Below are 22,713 nucleotides of genomic sequence, written 5' to 3' on the forward strand. Positions count from 1 at the left end.
AATATATTAGTTATTTTACTCAAAAAAAAGCCATACCTAGATATGGCTCAATTATCAGGAAGATACTCTACACGTTTTTACGCCTATCATGGCATAAATAGGGCAGAAGCCTGTTAAACTTGTTAGCGTAAAAATTCCTGCGGCAACAAGTGCAATTGTACCCCAGAGACTTGTTACGGTGCCGGTGGCATAGAGTGCCACTAATGCAGCTACTACCACTAGTCTTATGATTCGATCAATGGATCCCATATTCTTTTTCATAGCATTTTACTTTAAGGTTTCTATCAAAACTGAAATACCGAAAATGATGCCTGCACAAATCAGGCACACCATCAAGAACTTGATGACTTTACTTTTCATGGAATGAATTTCACCAATATGGCCAAGTTCTTATGTGACTTAAGTCACATAAGCAGGTCATTTTGATCAGGTTATTGTGAGAGGTGTCTGCTGGCTTACTTCACAAAGAGCTCCATCAACTCGTACTGAAGTCCGCCATAGTTCAATGGGTCCATGTTTCCTACTATTGCCAGCACGGTTTCTGTTTCTGGATGGATCATGAAAAATGTAATTCCCCCTACTGATCCACCGCTATGCCCATAGAATGTGTTACCACTGGGTCTATTGAATGTTCGCCAGCCAATGCCATAATTGGTTTCCATACCTGCAGTGGTTTTCTGCGATTGCATCCATTCATCTAGGGTTGACTGTTTCAAATACCCTGCCTTCATATGCGCTTGACCAAACTTGCAAAGGTCTTCAGTAGTGCCCACGAAGCCACCACCAGCCCATTTATAACTATTGTCTACATAAGGAGCGATTATAGCCTCACCATTTCGTTTCTGATAGAATTGTGTTCTGTTTGTAATGTTTTGGTCTGCATGGTCGGGCACCGTATTACGCATACCTAAAGCATCGAAAACCTCTTGTTGCATAATATTTAGAAAGTTTTTGCTAGTGAGAAAACTTGCCTGCGGTGCTGCTGCATTTTCCATGGCAGCCGAGATCAGGTTCCAGCCATAGGAAGAGTAGGAGTATTCTGTGCCTGGTTTATTGATTAAAGGATCATTAATAAATATTACAAGCCCATCAACTACATCTTCATACTTGGTACGGCTCATAAACTCAGCACCTCTATAGTGCCTGATCCCTGCTAAATGTCCTGCAAGCAGTCTCAAGGTTATGGTCTCACCCTTGTCTGGCCAAACGGGTACATATTTTTGAATCGGTTCATCCAAATCAATTTTCCCCTCTTCGTAAAGTTTGGCAAGGCCTGCCGCTGTTAAAGTTTTGGACACACTTCCTATTCTGAACTTAGATTTGGAGGGGTCTACTGGGATCTTTTTTTCACGATCGGCATAACCAAAGCCTTTGGAGTAAACGAGTTCTCCTTTTTGAGAAATAGATATACTCAGCCCGGGAACCTTGGTTTTTTCGACAAAGGCCTGCAGCTTTTCATCTGCAATCTCAGCTTTGGTTTGAGCAAGAGTTACTACAGGTAATAAGGCAAATAGGAGTATAAACAGTCTTTTCATGATGTCTTGAGTCGATGGCGGTTTCTTCAATTTACAACCATTTTAGCATTTATGCTGTCAAATGGGCGAAGGCCATTTCAAAAACATGAGCGTTATAAAGAATATCTTACTCATTCTAATTATCGCGTGCGGATCATTTTCATGTGAAAACGAAAGTGAGATATCGATTGAATCGATAAATGAATCAGACCTGGTAGGTTGTTGGACACATTCTTATGAGGAAGGTGATGGTGCCTATCGTGCTTGCGATGCTCAGTCTTTTCCGGTAAGTCGGTTTAGGCAGGTCTTTGAATTCAGTGCTGATTTTACCTCCAACTATCTTGTACTGGCAAGTAATGATGGGCACTATATGAAGGAGGGTAGGTGGAGCTTCAATAAGGACAGTCGAGAAGTTAAGGTCCTCGACCTTGAAGGCAATACCCTGTTGAGCTTTATTATAACTACGACAAATACGGAGTTTATGATTATTGAGATTTCTTCTCAGAATTCTTTCATAGGTGGATGATTATTCACCTCCTTTTCTAAGCACTTTGCCTCCAAATTGAAGTTCCCCCAAGTCATCCTGGTAAGTTATTTTACCATTTACAAGCACCATGCTAATTCCTGTCGGATAGTGGTGCGGGTCTTCAAACGTACCCACTTCTCGGATCGATTCTGGGCGAAAGACAGTGATATCGGCATTCATGCCTTCTTTTATCCACCCTCTGTCTTTAAATCCTAGTCTTTCAGCCGGTAAAGAGGTCATTTTTCTTAAGGCAAGCTCTAAACTGATTATTCCCTTTTCTCTTACATAATAGCCCAATACTCTAGGAAAGGTGCCATAGCTTCTTGGGTGGGGGTGCCCTCTTCCAGGTTCCACTAAGCCTCCATCCGAAGCCACCATGGCCAAAGGATGCTGCATAATCCGCTGAACATCTTCCTCACCAATGGCATGAAAGATACACTGAGCTCCGCCATTTAGTTGGCCTTCTATGACTAAATCAGCACCATTGCTAAAAGTTGGTTTAAGTCCTTTTTCCAATGCCCAATCCTTTAATGTTTTACCATTCAAATCTGGTTTCCAGCTAACATTCGCAAACTGTACCACATCCAAATCCGCTCCGCCACGATCGTTCTCAATGTTGAACATGATCTCTGAATGAATTCGTTTTCTTGTAGCGGGATCATTAACTCTTTTCTTGAATTCGTCTTGTCCACCAGCCATCGCCCATGTAGGAATCAATACGGAAAGGCCTGTTGAACTGGCTGTATAAGGATACTGATCCATCATAACATCAATACCAAGACTTCTCGCAGAATCAACCATTGCCAAAGTCTTTACACTTGCACCCCACATTGGCTTTCCAATGGCTTTGTGATGTGTGAGTACGATTGGAATATTAGCTTCTCGACCGATTGTTATTGCCTCTTTTACACCTTCTAGTAGCCCAAGTCCTTCTTCTCTTAAATGAGAAGTGTATATGCCTCCTTTTGCAGCGGCCACTTTGGATAATTCTATAACCTCTTCGATAGTCGAGAATGAACCTGGTACATATTTGAGACCAGTAGAAATTCCGTAAGCCCCATTGTCCATGGCTTCTTTGACTAAGTCTTTCATGGCTTCCATCTCATCACTTGTTGGTGCCCGATTCTCAGTACCCATGACTTTCCGTCTAATTGTATTATGACCGACAAGCCATGCAGTGTTGATGCCGAGTTCGTAGGTTTCTAGGCTATCTAGGTATTCACCCATAGGAGAGGGGCCTCGTCCATCAGGTCCTCCCAAAACTGTGGTTACTCCTTGCCTTATAAAGCTTTCCGCACCAGGCATACGCATGATTCGCTCAATATGGGCATGAACATCAATGAAGCCTGGGCTGATAATTTCAGTGCCGTTAAGCATTATGGTATGAGCAGCAGTCTGGCCTTCTAAATCGCCAATCGCGATTATTTTACCGTCCTTAATACCAACATCCAACGGTTGCTCGGAAATGGTCTCTCCATCAAATACTAATCCGTTAAGGAACAGTGTGTCATATTTATCATAAAACATGAAGCAACTGTTGGTAATCAGTAGGAGGGCAATAATTGGGATGGACTTCTTCATGTAAATTGGTTTGACTCCCACCAATTTACACAATAATCGATCAGCCTGAGTGAGTGGCCATCAGTTGGGCCTCTTCAACTGGTTGACCTCCCAAATGTCTGTCTTCTTGCAGGGTCATCATGCTAGAAAATGGTACTGGGACCTTTTCGTACTTATAAACTTCCTGTAAGGCATTAGTATAGTTGTTGTCACCCATACTAAGATCCACGTCCTTCATCGTCATTTGACAGGGGTGTTCATATCCGCTAGCATGCGTGATTTCTAGTATTTCCTTTCTCAGGGTTTTCAAATAATTAAAGAAGCGGTGGGACTTTAATGTCGGATCGACACCACCCTGAAGCCACTTGTTTTGAGTGGCGATTCCTGCTGGACATTTGTTGGTATGGCAAACCTGGGCTTGAATACAGCCAATAGACATCATGGCTTCTCTTGCTACGTGTATCAAGTCGACTCCCATGGCGAATGCCATGAGCGCATTTGATGGGAAGCCTAGTTTACCCGAACCAATGAATACTACCCGATCGCAGAGATTCTTACGTGTGAAAATCTGATAGACCTGCGCAAAGCCAAAGACGAACGGCAGCGATACGTGGTTGGCAAATGCTGGAGGTGCTGCCCCAGTACCTCCTTCGCCACCATCGATGGTAATGAAATCAGGCCCCTTGCCGGTTGCCAACATTAGATCTGTGAGCTCTTCCCACATATCGAGCTTGCCAACGGCAGATTTAATGCCAACGGGTAGTCCCGTGGCCTCTGCAATTTGCTCTATAAATGTCATGAGTTCTGGGATGTTGGAAAATGCCTTGTGGTAGGCAGGAGAGATGACATCTTTATTCAATGGGATACCTCTTATTTCGGCAATCTCAGGTGTGATTTTGGAGGCCGGCAGCACGCCACCTTTTCCAGGTTTGGCGCCTTGTGATAGTTTGATTTCAATGGTTCTTATTTGTGGATACTTCTCAACCATGTTAACCATCTTTTCTAATGAGAAGCCTCCATCATCTGATCTTACACCGAAGTAGGCGGTTCCGAAGTGAAACATTACATCGGCTCCATGCTTATGATGGTTTGAGAGTGACCCTTCTCCAGTATTGTGATAGCAGCCTGCTTGAAAGGCTCCTTTATTCAAAGATTCCACTGCCTTTGCGGAAAGCGATCCATAGCTCATAGCTGAAATATTGACAATGGATTTTGGTCTATAAGGCCTTCTTCTATTGTTATAGGCACCCATGACTTTAGCACATGGTATAAAATCCACTTCTTTTCGATTAATGTGATTTTCGCTTAAGGCAAAAGGAATCATGTTTGGCTTAATGAAAACATGGCCTGGAGCATATTGATCTTGGTCGGTGCCAAAGCCTTGGTAGTTGTTTTGACCTTTGGAAGAGGCATAAATCCATGATCTTTGGCTTCGGTTAAATGGCAACTCTTCTCTGTTGTTTGCGACTATATATTGCCTCAACTCAGGTCCAATTTTTTCCAGCATGTACCGAAGATTTCCAACAATAGGGAAGTTATGCCTTATGGTTCTGCGCTTTTGAGCTATATCACGAATTGCGATGAAAAGTAGGGCTGCCAGTACCCAAGCCCACCAAGGTATCATTGCTAGAGTTTCCATTAATTCATTGGTTATGAGGTTCGAAGAAATACTCTCAAAAAGTAATGAGTGAATATAGAGTATTCAATCACTAATACCCCTTTAGTGGCTTAATGGCTGCGCAAAAGATTGTTGTAAGGAGAAATAGCCCTTTGATCTTAGTTGTTATAAGGGCTCAAGGTTTTCTTGATTTCCCTTAAATCCATGATTTGAATACCAAGCATTGAAATGATACAGTAGGCGGTAAAATAGTAGAACCCAACGAATACTTCGGCTGAAATACTTTCTTCAGATGCGGTTGCGAGGTAGGCTAGAAACACACCAACTACAAAAACATCAGCCATGGACCATTTACCGATAGCAGAAACAAAACGATAGGTATGTCTTCTGAAACGCCATTTCTTTGCGCCTAAGACTATTAAGAGCAAAACAGCCTTTAATACAGGAATGACTACTGAAAAAATAAGGATTAAAGTTGCTACCAGGTTGTTGTCGAAATCATATAATGACCTTATCGCTTCAATTACACTTTGGGTACGTTCAAAGAGCTCAAAATCACCCAACAGAGGTATTTTGGCAGCAATTCTTATGCTGAGCATTGGTTCTGTCAAGCCAGGGTACAGGCAAAGGAGTGACGCAATGATTAAAACAAAAGCAATGATATTTCTAACGTTCATAAAGTCTAATTCAACAAGCTAATGACGTACCAACTCGATAAAAAGTAACGTGAAAATATAAAAAAGTCATTACCCTAAGGCTTCTCTACACGTCATTCCGAACTTGATTCGGAATCTATTCAGTTTGTCACCAATTTTCTGAAGACCCTGAAATGAACCCGCCTGACGTCTGGCAGGTTCAGGGTGACGTTTTTTCCTTAGGGTAATGATTATCAATGGTCAGTACCAAACGAACACCAATTCTGCAAATCTGTTCCTATTGGTGAACCAGCAGGAGGAGTCAAAGCACGTTGAACCTGAAGATCTCCCGGATCATCAAAGAATCTGGTAATCAGATTTGTGATATACATTTTATGCGCTTCATCGGCAGCACCGTTGTTGCTAGAAGGGTCCATGCGCTTGGCAATATTCTTAAGACTTAGCATTGCTTCAGCCCTTGCTTGTGAAGAGGCATTGTTGCTGTTATAAAGGTTCATTAGAGCACTTACAAGCTGCTTTTCAGTAGCTCGCTTTAATTCTAAATAGTAGTAATTGCTGTAAGTTCTACCAGATATTCCCTGTAAGAGCTTGTCGACCACATCTGTCAATCCCATCTGACTTTGATCCAAGGCTTTTTGCTGTACTAAGCGCGTAGCCCTTTGTGCGTTGAAAATGTAGCTCATAACGGCACCCGCTATAGTTTCTCCTGGAGCTACTGGGTCAAAATTGAGCCCTGTTCTCACGTTAAAAGTCTCTCTCGATCTACCATTTCCAGGAGGGCGAGGAGGGATCATTGCAATAATATGCTCAGGAAATGCCAGGTTTGATGGGGTGACCACATTGATCAAAGCATCTAAGGCAGCATCTTGCTCAGCTCTTGGTACTACACGCTGCTCAGGCTGAGAATCACCTCGAAGCTTATAGTTATAGTAGGTGCCACCGATCACTTTGACGGCTCCTTCTAACTGGTAGCGGTGAATCATATACATAGGAACAAGCACTTCTTCCAACTTGGCCATTGGAGCTCCTACCGGAATGTTCTTTTCCGAAAAGTTATCCAGCACCTTCTTTCTCACATTCATTAAGTGATTGAGCTGATCAACCGGGTTTTTCCCATTGTCCCAAAGGTGGGCTTCCGGATGGCCACTACCAATGGGTCTGGAGTCTGCATCCGTGATAAAGTAAAGTTGATTTTTGATTTGCTCTTCGATGAGTTTGTTAAGTGCCTCTTCTTCGTTTACTCTGTCGGGAAAGTCTTGATAACCCCAGGTCACGGCTGCTTTGTCCCACTCACCGATACCTACGTCATAGGCATTGTCCAACGAAATTTGGTTGTTTTTCAATTCGATTCTTGGGTGAGGGTAATCCATCACAGAAGCTCTGTCATTTACACTCGATGCATAGTTATGCATAAGTCCAATGGTATGGCCTACCTCATGAGCTGATAGCTGTCTAAGTCTAGCCAAAGCCATTTTTAGCAATTCTGGATCAGGAGTAGTACCATTTTCATAAGGCGTTAAAAGACCTTGCGCAATAAGAAAATCTTGACGAACTCTTAATGACCCTAAGCTCACATGCCCTTTGATAATTTCACCAGTTCTTGGATCGGTAACTGAAGATCCATAAGACCATCCACGAGTAGATCGGTGTACCCATTGGATCACATTGTAGCGAACATCCAATGGATCTGCGCCAACAGGCATTTCCTCAACAATAAATGCATTTCTGTAACCAGCTGCTTCATAAGCTTGATTCCACCAACGGGCTCCTTCGATCAATGCTGACTTGATGGGCTCTGGAGCACCTCGATCCACATAGTAACGGATTGGTTCAACAGGATCACTCATCCTGGCACCAGGATTCTTTTTCTCTAGTCTATGTCTTCTTGCAAATTGTTTGACAATGTTGTCTTGAATCGGAGTCGCGTAGTCCATGTATCGGATAGAACCATAACCGGAGCGAGGATCAGCCTTTCTCGTTTCATAGTTGCCATCAGGTAGCTCTATGAAGGAATGGTGCATTCTAACAGTAACTGCACTAGAAGTTGGTGTTACGCTTCTGATAAATCGACCCGTAGGCGTTCCTGAAAAGGTAATTGTTGCTTCAAACTCAGAGTTTTTTGGAAAGTTCTTAAGCATTGGAGGGTAGACTGCCGATCGATTGGCATCCATTCTGTAATTACCTTCTCTTCTTAATCTTCCAGCTACACCATGAGCATCGCTGAGCAGCATGGGAGTAATGTCTATAAGGATTTTACCGTCACTTTCTCCCGCTACTTTAAAGCCTTGAAGTACCGATTCAGCGAAGGCTTCCTTCACTGCTCTCACTTCATCGGCATTGTCAGAAACTGCTCGATAAGAATAATTAGGTTGAACAAGCATTACTTTCGGCCCAACGCGTCTGAATTCCACAATACGTGTACTTCCTAGTTGACCTCTATCCAGACCAATATCATTTGAACCGATTCCTGCGGAAAGGGAGTTGACATATAAGAATTCAGAATCGAGGTTCTCAATTTCGAGCCAGACCTTACCACCTTTTTCGTCCCAGTAGTAGTCAAAATAGCCTTCTTTTTTTGTCATGCCTTTGGTCAGTTCCGCGATCGTCTTCTGAGCGAAGGAAACTGTTGTAAAAAGGCAAAGCAGTATTACGATAAGTGATTTTTTCAGCATTTCTTTTTCAGGTTATAATTTATCCGATGCCATCAATATAAGAAGTCTTTGCAAACACAACCATACAATTATATTTGTGAGGTTACTAAATCAAAATTTAGACTTATGTTTTCGAGAAAATCCCTTTTGATGCTGAGCCTCATGTGTTTAGTGTCCTTGGCTTTTGCACAGAAAAAGCCACTTACACACGATGTTTATGATGATTGGAAAAGTCTGGCATCCGTCAGCATTAGCAATGATGGTGTTTGGGCTGGTTATCGCATCAATCCGCAAGTGGGTGATGCCGTATTAGAACTAAAAAACCTCAATACCAATGCGTCAATCACTGTTGACAGGGTTTCAAGGTATTCTTTTTCCTCCAATGGCCAGTACGTAGCTGCGGAGATCAAACCTGCATACTTGGAAACAAGGGAAATGAAACTGAAGAAAACGGCAGCTTCCAAAATGCCAAAAGACTCGCTTTATATTATCAACCTTAGCTCTGGAGATATCAAGAAAGTAGCGCGTGTAAAAAACTACCAGCTACCGAGCGATTCTGAAGAGTGGATGGCTTGGATTCATGAAAAACCTCTAAAAACGCCAAAGAAGAAAGTAGATAAAAAAGAAGATGATAAAGAAAAAGAAGAACCGGTAGTAGAAGGAAAGAAAAAGAAGAGAAGAAATAAGAAGAAGGAAGAGCCTAAAGAGGAAGAGGAGAAAGAACCAGAAGCGCCTAAGGATCCAAGGGCTAAATCAAAAGGGACGGAATTAGTACTCTATAACTTGAAAACGGGAGAGTCAAAGAGCATTACAGGTGTAATGGAGTACAAGTTGACTGACAAAGGTAACCACCTGTTCTTCGAATATGACAAAGTTGATTCGCTTAACCCAGCGGGGATTCATGCAATGAATACGGCAACGGGTGACCTAGTTACCCTAAGCGAAAGAATGACAGATTACAAAAAAATGTCTACTGATGAAGATGGTAATCAAATTGCCTTCTTTGCTTCAGCCAATGAGAAGGGTGACGATCATAAGTACTTTAGTTTAATGCACTGGAGTGCAGGAAATTCACGTGCAGTGATTGTTGCTGATACAACAACTGCAGGAATTCCTGAAAACTGGATGGTGAGTGACAATAGTACTATCAGATTTTCCGAGTCAGGTAAGCGTCTTTACTTCGGTACAGCACCAAGACCATTTGAATATGCTTACGAAGCGGACACTACTCTATTAAAGGATGACCGTCCAGATGTAGATGTTTGGTCTTATAATGATCCTTACATCCAGCCAATGCAGAAGCTTCAGGCTGGAAGAGAAAAGAATAGGTCATATAACGTTGTTCTAGATACACAGAGTGGAAAACTAGTTCAATTGGCTGGCCCGGATTTGGAGTCAGTTACTATTGACTATAGAAGCGATCGTGATTTTGTCTTGGCCATGAATGATCAGCCTTACAGAACACAAATGACTTGGGATACTCAAATGCCGAGAGATTTCTATAAGATAAGTACGGCAACTGGAGAAGCTGAATTACTTATTAAAGGAGCTAAAGGCTTTCCTTCGCTGTCGCCAGGAGGCAATTATTTGAGCTGGCATAATCAAGAGGATGGTCATTGGTATATGATGTCAGTGGCTTCTGGAGATATCAAGAATTTAACGGATGGAATGGGGATTTCATTTGCCAATGAGCTTCATGATTCACCATCATTAGCTGGTAGCTATGGTAGCCCGGGATGGTCTGACGATGATGAGTCACTATTTATCTACGATAGATATGACATTTGGAGGTTTGATCCAAAAGGAGGAAGCCCAGTCAATGTGACAAATGGCTATGGTCGTGAGAATAAAATTACCATGAGATATCAGCGTCTTGATAGAGAGGCTAGAACTATCTCAACGGATGGTCCAGCCACATTATCGGCATTCAATGAGTGGACAAAAGCTTCCGGCTTTGTGACGGCTGATATGAACGGTTCGGCAAATCCGAATGTAGTTGTGATGGAAGATATGAGCATCTATGGCCTAACAAAGGCCAAGAATGCAGATCGCGTATTGGTGAGAAAATCTACTTATGAAGCGTACGGTGAGTTATATGCTGCCAATGGTGTGGATATGTCCGGACTTAAGAAATTGAGTAATGTAGGCGTACAAGAAGATCCATACAATTGGGGCACTGCTGAGCTTATTGAATTTGACAATACTTTCGATGGTGAAACCATGCAAGCGATTCTCTACAAACCAGAGAACTTCGATCCTAATAAGAAGTATCCAATGATTGTCTATTTCTACGAAAGAAGATCGAATTCGCTTCATAGTCACCCAAGCCCAGCACCAAGTGCAAGTACAGTGAACATTCCATATTATGTGAGTAATGACTATTTACTACTAGTGCCAGACATTAAGTATGAGTTGGGTCACCCGGGTAGAAGTGCAATGAATCATGTGGTTCCTGCTACCAAAGCTGTAATGGCAATGGGTTTTGTGGATGAAGACAACATGGCCATCCAAGGACAAAGCTGGGGTGGATATCAAGTGGCACATATGGTAACGAGGACCAACCTCTACAAAGCCGCTGGTGCTGGTGCTCCAGTGGTAAACATGACATCAGCCTACGGTGGAGTGAGATGGGGTAGTGGTATGAGTCGTATGTTCCAGTATGAAAAGACACAGAGTAGATTGGGAGCGACCCTATGGGATAGAACGGATTTATACATTGAGAATTCGCCATTATTCAAGGTGCCAGACATTGAAACGCCCTTGTTTATAATGCACAACGATGCTGATGGTGCTGTGCCATGGTATCAGGGCATTGAGTTCTACATGTCTCTCAGAAGATTGCAGAAACCAGCTTGGATGGTATCTTACAATGATGAAGCTCATAACCTGAGAAGAAGAAAGAACCGTAAGGATCTTTCTGTTCGAATGGCACAATTCTTCAATCATTACCTAAAAGGAGAACCGATGCCAGAGTGGATGGCCTATGGTTTGCCTGCAAAACTCAAGGGTAGAACCCTTCGCTACGACTTGGTAGACGAGTCTAAAGAAAAAGTAGAAGAAGGAGAGAGCCTAAAGCTGGAGAAGGCCAAAGGTGGACGGAATTAGTGGTGCCTTCGAGATTTGATGCCAATTAGAAGACAAAAAGGAAAGCCCCGATACATCGGGGCTTTCCTTTTATATCAAGAGAATTGGTTTGGTCCATCGCTGCCAGAGTGAGGGTTAATGAAAGAGTGAATCAATTACACGTAGGATTCTGATTAGGTCTAGAAGGTTAGTCTTTTTAAGGTTAGTGTTGTCGATAGCTTGTGTCATCTACTACTTGGCATGCGCAGTACCTCTTAAAAAGACTGAAAGCAGTTAACTAGGGCATTGACACCTTAATATTACCGCTAGTCAAGTTCAGTAGTTTTATTTATGCATCATTGTTGCATAAGCCATATGGGTTTTCATACTTGCATCATTGTTGCATAAATAATAACGAAATGTTGCACGCTCAAAACCTTACCAAAGAGTATTCAGGCATACGCGCTCTTGACAGCCTCAGCCTTAGTATTGATGCAGGAGATATATACTGCCTGCTAGGTGCAAATGGGGCAGGTAAATCCACTACTATCGACCTGTTTCTGAATTTTATTCACCCTACTTCAGGTAAGGCCATAGTGGATAAAATGGATGTTCACGAAGAACCTCTTAAGACAAAGGAGGTTATCGCATACATACCTGAAAACTTGAATCTATATGCTGAGTTCTCAGAAGTTCTAGGGAGTCTAAGTGAGTAAAACATGGCTACACTAATGGAAAGGAAAAAACAACTGATACCATTCGCTTGATATGAGACGACTTTTTACACTGCTCTTTGTGTTTATATCTTGTGCCGTTACTCTTACGGCTCAAGATGATGGTAATTTCCCGCCTCCTGAGACTCCATTAGAGATAAGGGCTGTAAAGGCCACTTCAGGGATCAAAGTAGATGGACTACTGGATGAGGCAGATTGGCAACGAGCTGAACCAATCACTGATTTCTTTAAAATGGAGCCACGTCAGGGAGGGGACTATAAGTTTCAGACGACAGTACGCGTATTATTCGATGAGAAGAATCTGTATATAGGAGCGTTTTGCCAAGACTCACTAGGCCGAAAGGGTATTAGAGTACAGGACCTGAGAAGAGATTTTAGCTGGAATGAGAATGATATTTTCGCTGTTCAGCTAGACCCTCAAAATCTAAAGCAATTTGCTGTCTCCTTTCAAACAACGCCATACGGCAACCAAAGAGATCTACAAAACTTTAACGACCAAGTAACCGACAACGATTGGAACGCATTATGGACCGTTAGAACCAGTCAGACAGAAGATGGCTATTATGTAGAGTTCGCCATTCCTTTTAAGTCTTTGCGCTACGATGCCTTCAATGGGCAGGATGTAGCATGGGGTATTACTTTTAACCGTTTAGCTAGGAGAGAATACGAGCAAACTGTTTTTCCAGCCATACCACAGTCATTTTCTCCGTATAGGATGACGTATGCTGCCAAGCTTACAGGGTTGGAGTTGCCTGCGCCCAGCGCCAATGTTAGGGTCGAACCTTATACACTCTATCAATATGAGGAACAAAATGTGGGAGAAAATGGTCAGTCCGAAGGAGAGTTCAAGCTAGGAGGTGATGTCAAATGGGCTGTCAACCCAAACACGGTGGTGGACTTAACTTTCAATACTGATTTTGCCCAGGCGGATGTAGATAGGGCTGTGAATAACCTTGAACGTTTCAACATTTTCTTTCCGGAAAGGAGACAGTTTTTTCTGGAAAATTCAGGCATTTGGGCTGGGGGAAGACAAACTTCCATCAGACCATTTTTTAGTCGAAGGATTGGGCTACAAGGCAACTTTAATTCAGCCACAGCACCAATCGATGCTGGAATGAGATTTACGCTTAGAGATGAAAATAAGGCCATCGCTGGTTTATATATGCATCAAGCAGAGACGAATAGTTCGGCAGCAGCCAACTTTGCTGTGGCACGCTATTTAAAGAATTATGGGAGAGAGAATAACATTGGTGTGATGTTTACTCATCGACTGGATGAGCCTTCCAATACACTCAATCTCAGTAGACAAAACAATAGCACCATAACAGTAGATGGCTTGATTAGGCCCTCAAGTATTTGGTCAATAAACTACTTAGCTAGTGCCTCTATTGACTATGAGACCAATAAAGCCGGTTTTGCCGGACGTTTCTTTGCTGGACGATCATCCAATAACTCTTATTGGGGTTGGGTGACAGAGACAACAACTCAAAATTATAACCCAGCAATGGGCTTTGTGAGACAGAAAAATGTTATCCGTCATAACCCAGGTGGTTATATGATTATAAGGCCTAAGAAACTGCCTTGGATTAGAAGGTGGGATCCAGGCCTGTTTGTTAATTACTATCATGACGCAAGTGATCCTGGAAGTTTTCAGCAAGCTAATCTGTGGTTATTTCCGGTTTGGATTTTCTTCACCGATGGCAGCTTTCTATCGTATTCAATTTTCCCTACGTGGCAGAATATAAACTTCAACTTTGCTCCTCTAGGTATTCAAATTGGTCAAGATGATTACTTCTATACGCGTCACGAAGTTCGCTTCAATTCTGATCAGTCAAAGAAGTGGTCAATAAGCGGAGGTTATGAATGGGGTGATTTCTATAATGGAAAGAGACAAACAGTAAATTCAGGAGTGAGGATCGCTCCGGACCCTCATATAGCCTTTACTTTTGATTATGAATATAACAGGCTGCGAAACCTTGGCGAGGCGGGCGAAAACCTTGAGACTCATCTAAGCACCATTGGGGCTAGGTTTGCGGCTAATCCGCGACTACAGTTATCGACATTTTATCAGTACAACACCTTCGATGAGCAGGGGAGGTGGAATGTTAGGTTAAGTTGGGAATATCAGCCCCTGTCCTTCGTCTACTTGGTGTTTAACAATACGCAAATAAGTGGTTTAGAAAATCCTTTTGAAGAACAGCAGTTTATAGCAAAGTTGACATTTCTCAAACAGTTTTGATATGGGTGTAATGGAGTAAGAATCATTGGTTGGGGCCAAACTTGTAGTTATGAATTACTTGGGAGGCTAAAAAGTGTACTTAACATTTGCATCCAAAGCGCCAGACCTCATTGAGGTCTGGCGTTTGTCATTAGCATGACCTCGGGTCAAGTAAGCTGACGCCCAATTGAATCTTATGTATATGGTGCGCGTTGTGGTGACGACAACTGAAAAACAAAATCATGATCAAAACTATTTTTTTGACTCTTTTTTTACTTTTTACTCTCCACCAGGCGAATGCCCAATCCGATGATAAAGCACAAAAAATAGTTGATAAGGCTATTGAGGTGAGTGGGGGTGAACTCTTCAAAACCACCAAAGTATCATTCACCTTTAGAGGGAAGAGTCATTTTGTGGATCAGAATGATAATAAGCTCTATTACAGCAGAACTTTTGTCGAAGATGGTGACACCATTAAGGATGAATTAGATAATAGCATTTTTAAGAGATACATCAACGGTGCAGACTCAGGTAAGTCTCAAAGACAATTGAGCCGAGCTTTCGAAGATGTCAATGCAGTTTCATATTTCGCCATGCTACCCTATAAGCTAAATGACCAAGCCGTTGTGAAACAACATATTGGTGAGGTAGTGATTAAAAGTGCGACTTATGACAAAGTGAAAGTGACTTTTAAGGGAGAAGGGTCAGGAGATAGTCCAGATAATGTGTTCTACTATTGGTTTAATCGCAAAACTGGCTTTATGGAATTCTTGGCTTACAATAAAGGAGGAAATAGGTTTCGCACTGCCTACAATCAACGTTTTGTTGATGGAATTCGCTTTGCCGACTACATAAACTTCTCTGGCGGAGATTACAGCAATAGGGACATCAGCGAATACGATAAACTATATAATGAGGGTAAGCTGAAAGAGTTGTCCCGTATTATCCTTGAAGATGTGAAAGTAGAAAAGAAGAACTAATCCTCATCAAAAAACCACATATCACACCTGTCCTGGTTCCAGCCCTTTAAGTCTTTTTCATATTGATCGAGGAAGTTATCTATTGCCTCTGCACCACTAATCGCATTGGTATTTTCCTTTAATCTTGAAGAAGCATCAGAAGATTCAAAGATAAGGTGGGGGACGGTCATGCCTTCTAACCTTTCCTTCCACCTGGATGCATGAGCTGAATTCTTGGGGTGGTTAATAATGATCATTTTTTTGACTTTAATTGCTTGTACTCATTATTCAAGTCACTGCAATCTGTTTTCATAAACCCTCCAATTATCTCGGGAGTGGGTCCCCAGTGAGCTACTGTTGTGGTTTGTAAAACATCAAATCCGGAAGTATGGCCACCAACGTCTTGTACAGGAAGACCATATACTACCTTTTCAATTTGATAATGCCTGATGGCATAAGAACACATTAAACATGGCTCGTGGGTGGTATAAAGTGTAGTGCCTGGAAGTTTATTGGTGTCTAATTTTGCCAAAGCATCTCGAATTGCCTCTATCTCGGCATGGAAAGTAATATCGTTTTTGGTTTTACCAAGTTCAAGTCCTTCACCAATAACCTGACCGTATTGAGAGATCACTGAGCCAACGGGAGAATTGCCCAACTTCATAGCATCGTGTCCAAGTTCGATTGCTCGTTTCATAAATTGAGCTTCTGTATTCTCAGGCATTAGACTTTGCTTAGTTCTTCTAACAAATCAGGGTGTTGTTTTACCAAGTCTTTCATCTGGTCTATCGTGAACTTGGGAGTAATATGCTGTGGACAGTTCCAATCAAAGCCCTTGATGTGAAAGACAATGATTCGCTCAGCCTTGGCCTTGTAGCTCGGGTCAGATACAATTTCTAACAAGTCTGGATTTTCATCTGGGTCAAGAATTTCTGTCTCTGCCCAAATTTTAAGCCTGGTGCGTGTTGAGTAATCAAGAAGAATAAGTGCTACTTTCTTAGTGGATTTTAAATTTCCAGTACTGATGTACTGCATGTTGCCACTAAAGTCTGCATAGGCAAGGGCCTGTGAATCTATCGTCTTCAAGAATCCAGTTGGCCCACCTCTGAACTGAACATAAGGCCATCCATTTTCCCCTACAGTAGACATGTAAAAGCCATGCTGTTGATCAATAAAATTAGTTTCTCTCAGGGAAAGCTTGAATTGATCTTTTTCCTCCATCCGAGCATAAGATATTCTGGATCCTCGAACCTCTTGCTCAGCTTTTACACTATCAGTGAACGCAAAATTTGTAAAGTTCTTTGCCATATTAGTTTATTATGATCCCTGGTTGATATGACAACCGGGGATCTGTTTCAATGATTCATTTAAACTTGTTCTTTCTCATAAACTTTCTAATGTGTTTGGCGATGGCCACACCTTCTTCCTCTAGGGCGAAGTGCCCCGTATTAAGCAAGTGGAAGTCTACGTTCTTCAAGTCGTTCTTATAGGGGTGCGCGCCTGATGCTGGAAAGATCTGGTCATTTTGACCCCAGACTATGAGTACTGGAGGCTGATAGTGTTTAAGGTATTGTTGCCATTTAGGGTATAGCTTTACGTTGGTTCTGTAGTCATAGAATAAGGCCAACTGAATTTCATTGTTTTCTGGTTTAGAGAGGTGCTGCATATCAATTAACCAGTTGTCGGGGCTAATTGTGCTGCTGTCCTGAACACCATGAGTATACTGCCATTTCAGGCCATCAATTGAATGAAACGCTTCTAACGGTTTGCTATTTTCAGTTGTGTAATTGTTCCAATAGTTTCTTAAAGGGTTCCAGAAATCGGCTAGGCCATCCTCATATGCATTACCGTTCTGTATGATCAAACCTTGTACTCTTTCAGGATGCTTGGTTGCAATTCTATAACCAACAGGAGCTCCGTAATCCATTAAGTAAATGCTATACCTATCTATTTTTAATGCAGTTAGGAACGCATCTACAACCTGTGCCAGATTGTCGAAAGTATAATCAAAGTCACGCATAAGAGGTTGGTCGCTTTTACCATAGCCCGGGTAATCGGGGGCAACTAAGTGATAGTCGTCAGACAAATCTCTGATCAGGTTTCTAAACATGTAAGAGGAGGTAGGGTAGCCATGTAGAAGTATTATCGTAGGCTTATCTTTGGAACCTGCCTCTCTATAAAAGATATTGATACCATTCACTTCAATGGTTTTATGAAGTACAGGCTCGGTTTTAGTCACTGATGCCTGTGTATTTACTACTGAACCAATCAATAGCAATAATGTGAGTAATTGGACTTTTATGCTGTGATGGCTCCAAACCTTGTTTGCATTCCATCTTGTTGTTTTTGTTTTCATGATATTGTTAATTACCGAACGTTCGGTAAAATATTATTGTAAATTTTTTTAACGATACATTTTGAGGATTTGATTAAGACTCTGTTGAAAAGGAGAGGTGTCATTCATGCCCTTCGATAAGATTAGGGCACCTTGTACTCGAATGATAACTTCCTGAGCTAACTGACTTGCTTTTGCACTATCGAATCCTCTGTCTAACCCTAGTGCTTTGAAACCATCGATCCAAAATCGAAAGTTCTCCTCAATTTGAGAACCGAATGTGGGTAAGCTTGCTTCTGTGGTCATTGCTTTAAGAATACATGTAGAATTGCCGTTATCATATAGGGCGTTGATGTTCTCTATTACCAAAGCGATTCTTTCTTGCGGAGTGAGGTCTTTATTGATAAGTACGTTGTATATATGGTCCTCATTCCAAACCTTAACATAATCGAGCACTGCTTCTGCTATTTCCTGCTTACCTCTTGGAAACCGATGATACAGACTTGCCTTTTTAAGGCCTGTGGCTTCGGATAGGTCCATCAAACTGGAACCCTCAAATCCCTTTGCTCTTAGAACAGACATAAGGCCTTCCATTAAATGTTGATGGTCTACTTTTTTAGGTCGCATGGTGGTTCAACCAACGAGCAACTGAAATAGTTTCCGAACGTTCGGTAAATTTTAAATTTCCTTAAGAAATCTGTATGTCGTACTTAGATAGAAGCCCCGGGAGTTCTGATGAGGAAACCATCATTTTCTTAATTTGGTTGGTCTCAGGATCAATAGTGTAGCCCGTAGAAGATCGCAGATCAGTTTTGATTAGGACAGTGTTCTCGAAAACTGCTCCAGTGAGGTCACAATTCTTAAATACAGCTTCTGTTAAGTCGGTTTCAACAAAGTCCACTTCCTTAAGACTGCAGTCCTCGAATTGAATTTTCTTTAAGACGAGTTTATAGAAGGAGGAAAGGTCCAATTGGCATCCAATGAAGCTCATTTCCAACAAAAACGCATTGCATCTATCGAAATGTAATCCCAGCAATTTGCAAGTGTTGAAACTTACGGTTTTAAAGCTTGTGGACAAGAGTTTCGCTGATGTTAGATCGCAATCCTTAAAGTTGCATTCTAAGAAACTGATATTGGACAGGTCTACATTTGAAAAGCTGCATCCAATAAATTCACAGTATTCATAGTCTGCAAGCTGAAATTTCTCCGATGAGAAATCTACATTCCTGAACTCCCTGTCCTCTATAATCTCTTTCATTCTGTGGCTTTAGTGAGTTTGATTGGCAGAAAGATAAACAACTCTGATTCTGGGTTCTCTGGACCGAGATAAACTTTTGGGTAGTGTTCGAAATGGTCACGGTTGTCTATTTCATACTTTGTATTTGGGAGCCAAGTACTGTAGATGTATTCAAAACTCATTTGCACATTTTTCTTGCCGCCCTTATGCATGAATCTGGCATAAAGTCCACCGGAAAGGTTATAAACAACCATTTCTTCGGGAATCTCTTCTTGTGAGGAAACTTCAACAGTCGCCCATTTACCAATCATTGCGCTAGGCGTAAACTGGCTGACTTTGAGGTTTTTATAATCACTGACTCCAAAGCGTCCATTGTTTATGGTATTCTTGATTTCATGTTGCCTTCTGCGGAATACAGTCCAGAGCATAGGGATATTATTTTGTACCATGGATGTCTTACAGTGAAGTCCGACAAGATTCCTTGCTGGCTCAATAACAATCTCTGGCTCCAGAGATATCTTGTTTTGAAGATGTTCAATTCTATCCAAAGTGAGCGGACTTCTGCTATGGGCCAGGATGTTGACACCGTTTTTTCGATACTCATTAGGAGTCATTCCATAAACACCTTTGAAGGACCGTGTAAACGCCTCTTGAGAGTCGAATCGGTGATTTATGGCTATTTGTAGAATGCTTTCCTGAGAAGAAATGAGTTTGGCTGCCGATAGCGTGATTCTTCTTCGTCTGATGTAATCAGCCACTCTATCTCCTGTATGTTTTTTAAATACCCTAGAGAAATGATATTTGGATAGGCACGCTACTTCTGAGATAAGGTCTAGAGATAGACCATCCTGAAGATGGGCTTCTATGAAGGCAATGGATCTTTCTATACTCGCTCTACTCATATGTCCTTTTTACGAAGCAATGATAGTTCGAATCGCTGAATCCGCTTTGATAGAAGTTGCTGAATTTGAGATTATGGATTATTCTTTTGAATGGGAATGCTTGTTGAGCTCAAAGTACCCAAAGACGAGGCTTGCTCCACATATCAGTCCTAAAAGGTACTCACTTGGGCCTTTTGCTGTTACAATTGCATAGACACCTGCCGCAAGCCCCAGAATACCGATTACTAGAAGAATGTATTTTGTGTTTTTCATAAGTTATTGATTAACGGAACTGGTTAAGCACTTTCGTGCTCACCCAATAAATATCATTATAACTAGTAAAAAATAGGTACTTGCCATCTTTCGTCACGAAAGGGCAATAGTCAGGGCCTCTGGAGTTTATAGGCCTACCGAGGTTCTTGGCAGGAAGCCAATTATCGCCATCATCTTTGAAGCTGATATACAAATCAATGCTTCCGTTACTATCATTTCTACCTCTGGATGTGAAGATGATGTATGATTCATCAGGTGCCACAAAGGCATCCGCTTCGTAAGCACTTGTATTAATGGCATCACTGAGTCTTACCGGCTCTTCCCATCCGTTTGCGGTTGACTGAGCTCTATATATGTCAAAGTCACTATCTGAGTTGGTGTGCTTATTAGTAGAAAAATACATGCTGCCATCGTCTGAGAAGGAAATGTAGTATTCATTTTTGTCTGAGTTGATTTGGGGTCCGGCATTGATTGGGTCGGACCAACCATCACCCTCTTTTTCAACATACCAAATGTCATGGTTAGGAGGGATGTCACGGTCGTCTTTGGGCTTTCTAGAGATAAAATATAGTCTCTGCTCATCATTAGATAAAAAGGGGTCGTTAAATCCGTAATCAGGATGTTTTATTAGAAGATTGAAGGGAGACCATTGTCCTTCCTTATACTCACTGTATCGAATCTCATGCCTACCAGATGGGCCAGTTGCGTAGTAAAAAGACAAACCATCTTGTGAGAACACAGATCCAAATTCAATTGTATCTCTTTTCGATAGGGTACCTGACATAAACATCAGAGGGATGTTGCCAGGAGGTGTTTGTCCTAAATACTGATTGACATCTGCTTTACAGCCACATAGAATCAGTGCCAATATGAGGATTTTAGATTTATTCATTTCTAGAGTCTTGATCATGGAAGGTGAAAGATAACCGCTTGTATGATCAATAAAAATAAGTCTAAAACCTTAAACCTTAGGATCTAAGGTTCAATAAATCCTTTCAAATTACCGGCCCTATTTAATTGCTAGTTTTTTTTGAACAAAAAGGGAGAGCTCAAGCTCCCCCTTTTACTTTTCGTAATACTCACAGGTTCTATAATATCTTTTTTATAGCTCTACACAGCCGCCTGGATACGTAGTGGATGATATCGAGTATGTAATTGTTATGGTCAACACTCCATCTTCATAGGCAGCTGAAGTACAAGTCGTCTCAGTAACAATATTATGCGTTAGAGGTAAAATTGTTCCTCTTGGACCCATAACACCATTCAGCCAACACGTAGATTCAGAATAACAATCTTCACCAGCTAGGCCGGGCACTTCTGATTTGACTGGAGAAGGAGTGTTGCCATTCTCTTGGACATCTACCTTCGTACTCCAATTACCATTGTCTGATTTAATTAATGATTGATTATCTATTTCTACTGCGATAACTTCTTTATCAATCACATTACCCTCTTGATATGTGATTTCATAAGTGACGGACTTTTCCACCTCCTTACCATTAATTTGAATAATAGACTTTTCATTAACTACTTCGACTAAATCCTGAGGAGATTCTTCATCAGAACAGGCTGATGCCATAATGATTAATAATAAGGTGAGTGAAATGGTTTTTGCTGTTAAGAACTTCATGTGCTTTTATTTTGGTTTATACTGAGATTATAACTCCAAAATCAATTTTTGGAACATATTACTGACCTCATTCTCATTTAGAAATTTCACCAGACATGAACATCTCAGGGAACTTCCCTGAAAGTGTTTGTCTAAAGTACCGATCCGTATCAGTTTCACAGCCACATAGGATTAGTACAAAATGAGCAAGTCCAAGCCCCATTCAACTCTGAAGTGGATCTATTTAGCTATATGATTGCTTAATCAATTATGGGCATCTTCCATCGAAGATACTTACGTTAGAAGAGTAGGTGATAGTTATAACTAGGACACCATCTTCATAGCCGGCTGATGTGCAAGTCGTTTCAGTAAGCACTGAGTAGCGAAGAGGAAGGATTACCCTGCCCGGTCCGTATTTGGAAAGGTTTTGACAATTCACTTCTGTTTCGCAATCCTCTCCAGCAAGACCTGGAAGTTCTGACCGAACAGGATTAGGAATATTCTCATTGTCTCTTACACTGATGTCGGTAGTCCAATTACCCTCGGTAGACTTTTTGAGCGACTGTCCATCAATTGTAACAGAAATTATTTCTTTCGATATGACCTCGCCTTCACGATATGTTATTTGATATGAGACTGATTTTTCCATGTCTCTTCCATTGAGATGAATTATCGATTTCTCACTAATTATATCCACAACATCTTCAGGTGATGTTTCATCAGAACAGGCTGATGTCATAATGATTAATAATAAGGTGAGTGAAATGGTTTTTGCTGTTAAGAATTTCATGTATGTTATTTTAAGTTATTAATAAGACTGTAACGAGGGATTTTATTTTCGCAACATATTCGAGACCTCAAAATCCCTGATCAGAATCT

General features: G+C 41.5%; 22 protein-coding genes. 5 read left to right on the forward strand and 17 right to left on the reverse strand.

Annotated features, from left to right (window positions below; translation table 11 throughout):
* Positions 1 to 54 precede the first annotated feature (54 nt).
* Both J4E76_RS19225 and J4E76_RS19230 read right to left on the reverse strand, forming a co-directional pair.
* On the reverse strand, positions 55 to 261 hold the full coding sequence (locus J4E76_RS19225; RefSeq protein WP_208506425.1) for a DUF2892 domain-containing protein: 207 nt from the start codon (positions 259 to 261) through the stop codon (positions 55 to 57).
* 194 nt (positions 262 to 455) lie between these two features.
* A complete protein-coding gene (locus tag J4E76_RS19230; protein ID WP_208506426.1) occupies positions 456 to 1,535 on the reverse strand; it encodes a serine hydrolase in 1,080 nt (359 codons plus the stop codon).
* Between the two features lie 85 nt (positions 1,536 to 1,620).
* Here J4E76_RS19230 and J4E76_RS19235 point away from each other — a divergent pair, with 85 nt between their 5' ends.
* A complete protein-coding gene (locus J4E76_RS19235; RefSeq protein ID WP_208506427.1) occupies positions 1,621 to 2,040 on the forward strand; it encodes a hypothetical protein in 420 nt (139 codons plus the stop codon).
* On the opposite strand, the gene J4E76_RS19240 is transcribed toward J4E76_RS19235, so the two are convergent.
* The 4 genes from J4E76_RS19240 to J4E76_RS19255 all read right to left on the reverse strand — a co-directional run bounded on the left by J4E76_RS19240 (position 2,041) and on the right by J4E76_RS19255 (position 8,546).
* Positions 2,041 to 3,621: an amidohydrolase family protein gene (locus J4E76_RS19240; protein WP_236017555.1), complete on the reverse strand. Its 1,581-nt coding sequence runs from the start codon at positions 3,619 to 3,621 to the stop codon at positions 2,041 to 2,043.
* Between the two features lie 40 nt (positions 3,622 to 3,661).
* Positions 3,662 to 5,239 carry an FMN-binding glutamate synthase family protein gene (locus J4E76_RS19245; protein ID WP_208506428.1) on the reverse strand — a complete coding sequence of 526 codons (1,578 nt, stop codon included), beginning with the start codon at positions 5,237 to 5,239 and terminating at the stop codon, positions 3,662 to 3,664.
* Positions 5,240 to 5,376: 137 nt separating this feature from the next.
* A complete protein-coding gene (locus J4E76_RS19250; protein ID WP_208506429.1) occupies positions 5,377 to 5,895 on the reverse strand; it encodes a paraquat-inducible protein A in 519 nt (172 codons plus the stop codon).
* Between the two features lie 212 nt (positions 5,896 to 6,107).
* Positions 6,108 to 8,546 carry a zinc-dependent metalloprotease gene (locus tag J4E76_RS19255; protein WP_208506430.1) on the reverse strand — a complete coding sequence of 813 codons (2,439 nt, stop codon included), beginning with the start codon at positions 8,544 to 8,546 and terminating at the stop codon, positions 6,108 to 6,110.
* A gap of 105 nt (positions 8,547 to 8,651) precedes the next feature.
* Between J4E76_RS19255 and J4E76_RS19260 the strand changes: the two genes are divergently transcribed.
* From J4E76_RS19260 to J4E76_RS19275, 4 genes are all read left to right on the forward strand, one after another.
* Positions 8,652 to 11,630 (forward strand): prolyl oligopeptidase family serine peptidase, encoded by a 2,979-nt coding sequence (locus tag J4E76_RS19260; RefSeq protein WP_208506431.1) that lies wholly within the window; start codon positions 8,652 to 8,654, stop codon positions 11,628 to 11,630.
* A 377-nt stretch (positions 11,631 to 12,007) separates the two neighbouring features.
* Positions 12,008 to 12,304, forward strand: coding sequence for an ATP-binding cassette domain-containing protein (locus J4E76_RS19265; protein ID WP_208506432.1), 297 nt, complete (start codon positions 12,008 to 12,010; stop codon positions 12,302 to 12,304).
* 52 nt (positions 12,305 to 12,356) lie between these two features.
* A complete protein-coding gene (locus tag J4E76_RS19270; RefSeq protein ID WP_208506433.1) occupies positions 12,357 to 14,561 on the forward strand; it encodes a DUF5916 domain-containing protein in 2,205 nt (734 codons plus the stop codon).
* A gap of 221 nt (positions 14,562 to 14,782) precedes the next feature.
* Positions 14,783 to 15,520, forward strand: a complete 738-nt coding sequence (locus tag J4E76_RS19275) for a DUF6503 family protein (protein ID WP_208506434.1) — start codon at positions 14,783 to 14,785, stop codon at positions 15,518 to 15,520.
* Here the strand turns inward: J4E76_RS19275 and J4E76_RS19280 are convergent.
* From J4E76_RS19280 to J4E76_RS19330, 11 genes are all read right to left on the reverse strand, one after another.
* Positions 15,517 to 15,756, reverse strand: a complete 240-nt coding sequence (locus tag J4E76_RS19280) for a hypothetical protein (protein WP_208506435.1) — start codon at positions 15,754 to 15,756, stop codon at positions 15,517 to 15,519. The genes J4E76_RS19275 and J4E76_RS19280 overlap by 4 nt on opposite strands.
* A complete protein-coding gene (locus tag J4E76_RS19285) occupies positions 15,753 to 16,223 on the reverse strand; it encodes a nucleoside deaminase (RefSeq protein ID WP_208506436.1) in 471 nt (156 codons plus the stop codon). Before J4E76_RS19285 ends, J4E76_RS19280 begins: the two co-directional genes overlap by 4 nt.
* A complete protein-coding gene (locus J4E76_RS19290) occupies positions 16,223 to 16,807 on the reverse strand; it encodes a pyridoxamine 5'-phosphate oxidase family protein (protein WP_208506437.1) in 585 nt (194 codons plus the stop codon). Before J4E76_RS19290 ends, J4E76_RS19285 begins: the two co-directional genes overlap by 1 nt.
* A 55-nt stretch (positions 16,808 to 16,862) precedes the next feature.
* Positions 16,863 to 17,855, reverse strand: coding sequence for an alpha/beta fold hydrolase (locus tag J4E76_RS19295; protein WP_208506438.1), 993 nt, complete (start codon positions 17,853 to 17,855; stop codon positions 16,863 to 16,865).
* 48 nt (positions 17,856 to 17,903) lie between these two features.
* Positions 17,904 to 18,461 (reverse strand): TetR/AcrR family transcriptional regulator, encoded by a 558-nt coding sequence (locus tag J4E76_RS19300; RefSeq protein WP_208506439.1) that lies wholly within the window; start codon positions 18,459 to 18,461, stop codon positions 17,904 to 17,906.
* A 61-nt stretch (positions 18,462 to 18,522) separates the two neighbouring features.
* Entirely contained in the window at positions 18,523 to 19,092 is a 570-nt protein-coding gene (locus J4E76_RS19305; protein ID WP_208506440.1) for a pentapeptide repeat-containing protein, read from the reverse strand.
* Positions 19,089 to 19,973 carry a GyrI-like domain-containing protein gene (locus J4E76_RS19310; RefSeq protein WP_208506441.1) on the reverse strand — a complete coding sequence of 295 codons (885 nt, stop codon included), beginning with the start codon at positions 19,971 to 19,973 and terminating at the stop codon, positions 19,089 to 19,091. The genes J4E76_RS19305 and J4E76_RS19310 overlap by 4 nt, the downstream gene beginning before the upstream one ends.
* Positions 19,974 to 20,051: 78 nt before the next feature.
* Positions 20,052 to 20,225, reverse strand: coding sequence for a hypothetical protein (locus J4E76_RS19315; protein WP_208506442.1), 174 nt, complete (start codon positions 20,223 to 20,225; stop codon positions 20,052 to 20,054).
* A 10-nt stretch (positions 20,226 to 20,235) separates the two neighbouring features.
* A complete protein-coding gene (locus J4E76_RS19320; protein ID WP_208506443.1) occupies positions 20,236 to 21,117 on the reverse strand; it encodes a TolB family protein in 882 nt (293 codons plus the stop codon).
* 210 nt (positions 21,118 to 21,327) lie between these two features.
* A complete protein-coding gene (locus J4E76_RS19325) occupies positions 21,328 to 21,855 on the reverse strand; it encodes a hypothetical protein (protein ID WP_208506444.1) in 528 nt (175 codons plus the stop codon).
* A gap of 247 nt (positions 21,856 to 22,102) precedes the next feature.
* Positions 22,103 to 22,624, reverse strand: a complete 522-nt coding sequence (locus J4E76_RS19330) for a hypothetical protein (RefSeq protein ID WP_208506445.1) — start codon at positions 22,622 to 22,624, stop codon at positions 22,103 to 22,105.
* Positions 22,625 to 22,713 lie beyond the last annotated feature (89 nt).

Source organism: Roseivirga sp. E12, assembly GCF_017592825.1.
In the GTDB taxonomy this organism is placed as follows: domain Bacteria; phylum Bacteroidota; class Bacteroidia; order Cytophagales; family Cyclobacteriaceae; genus Roseivirga.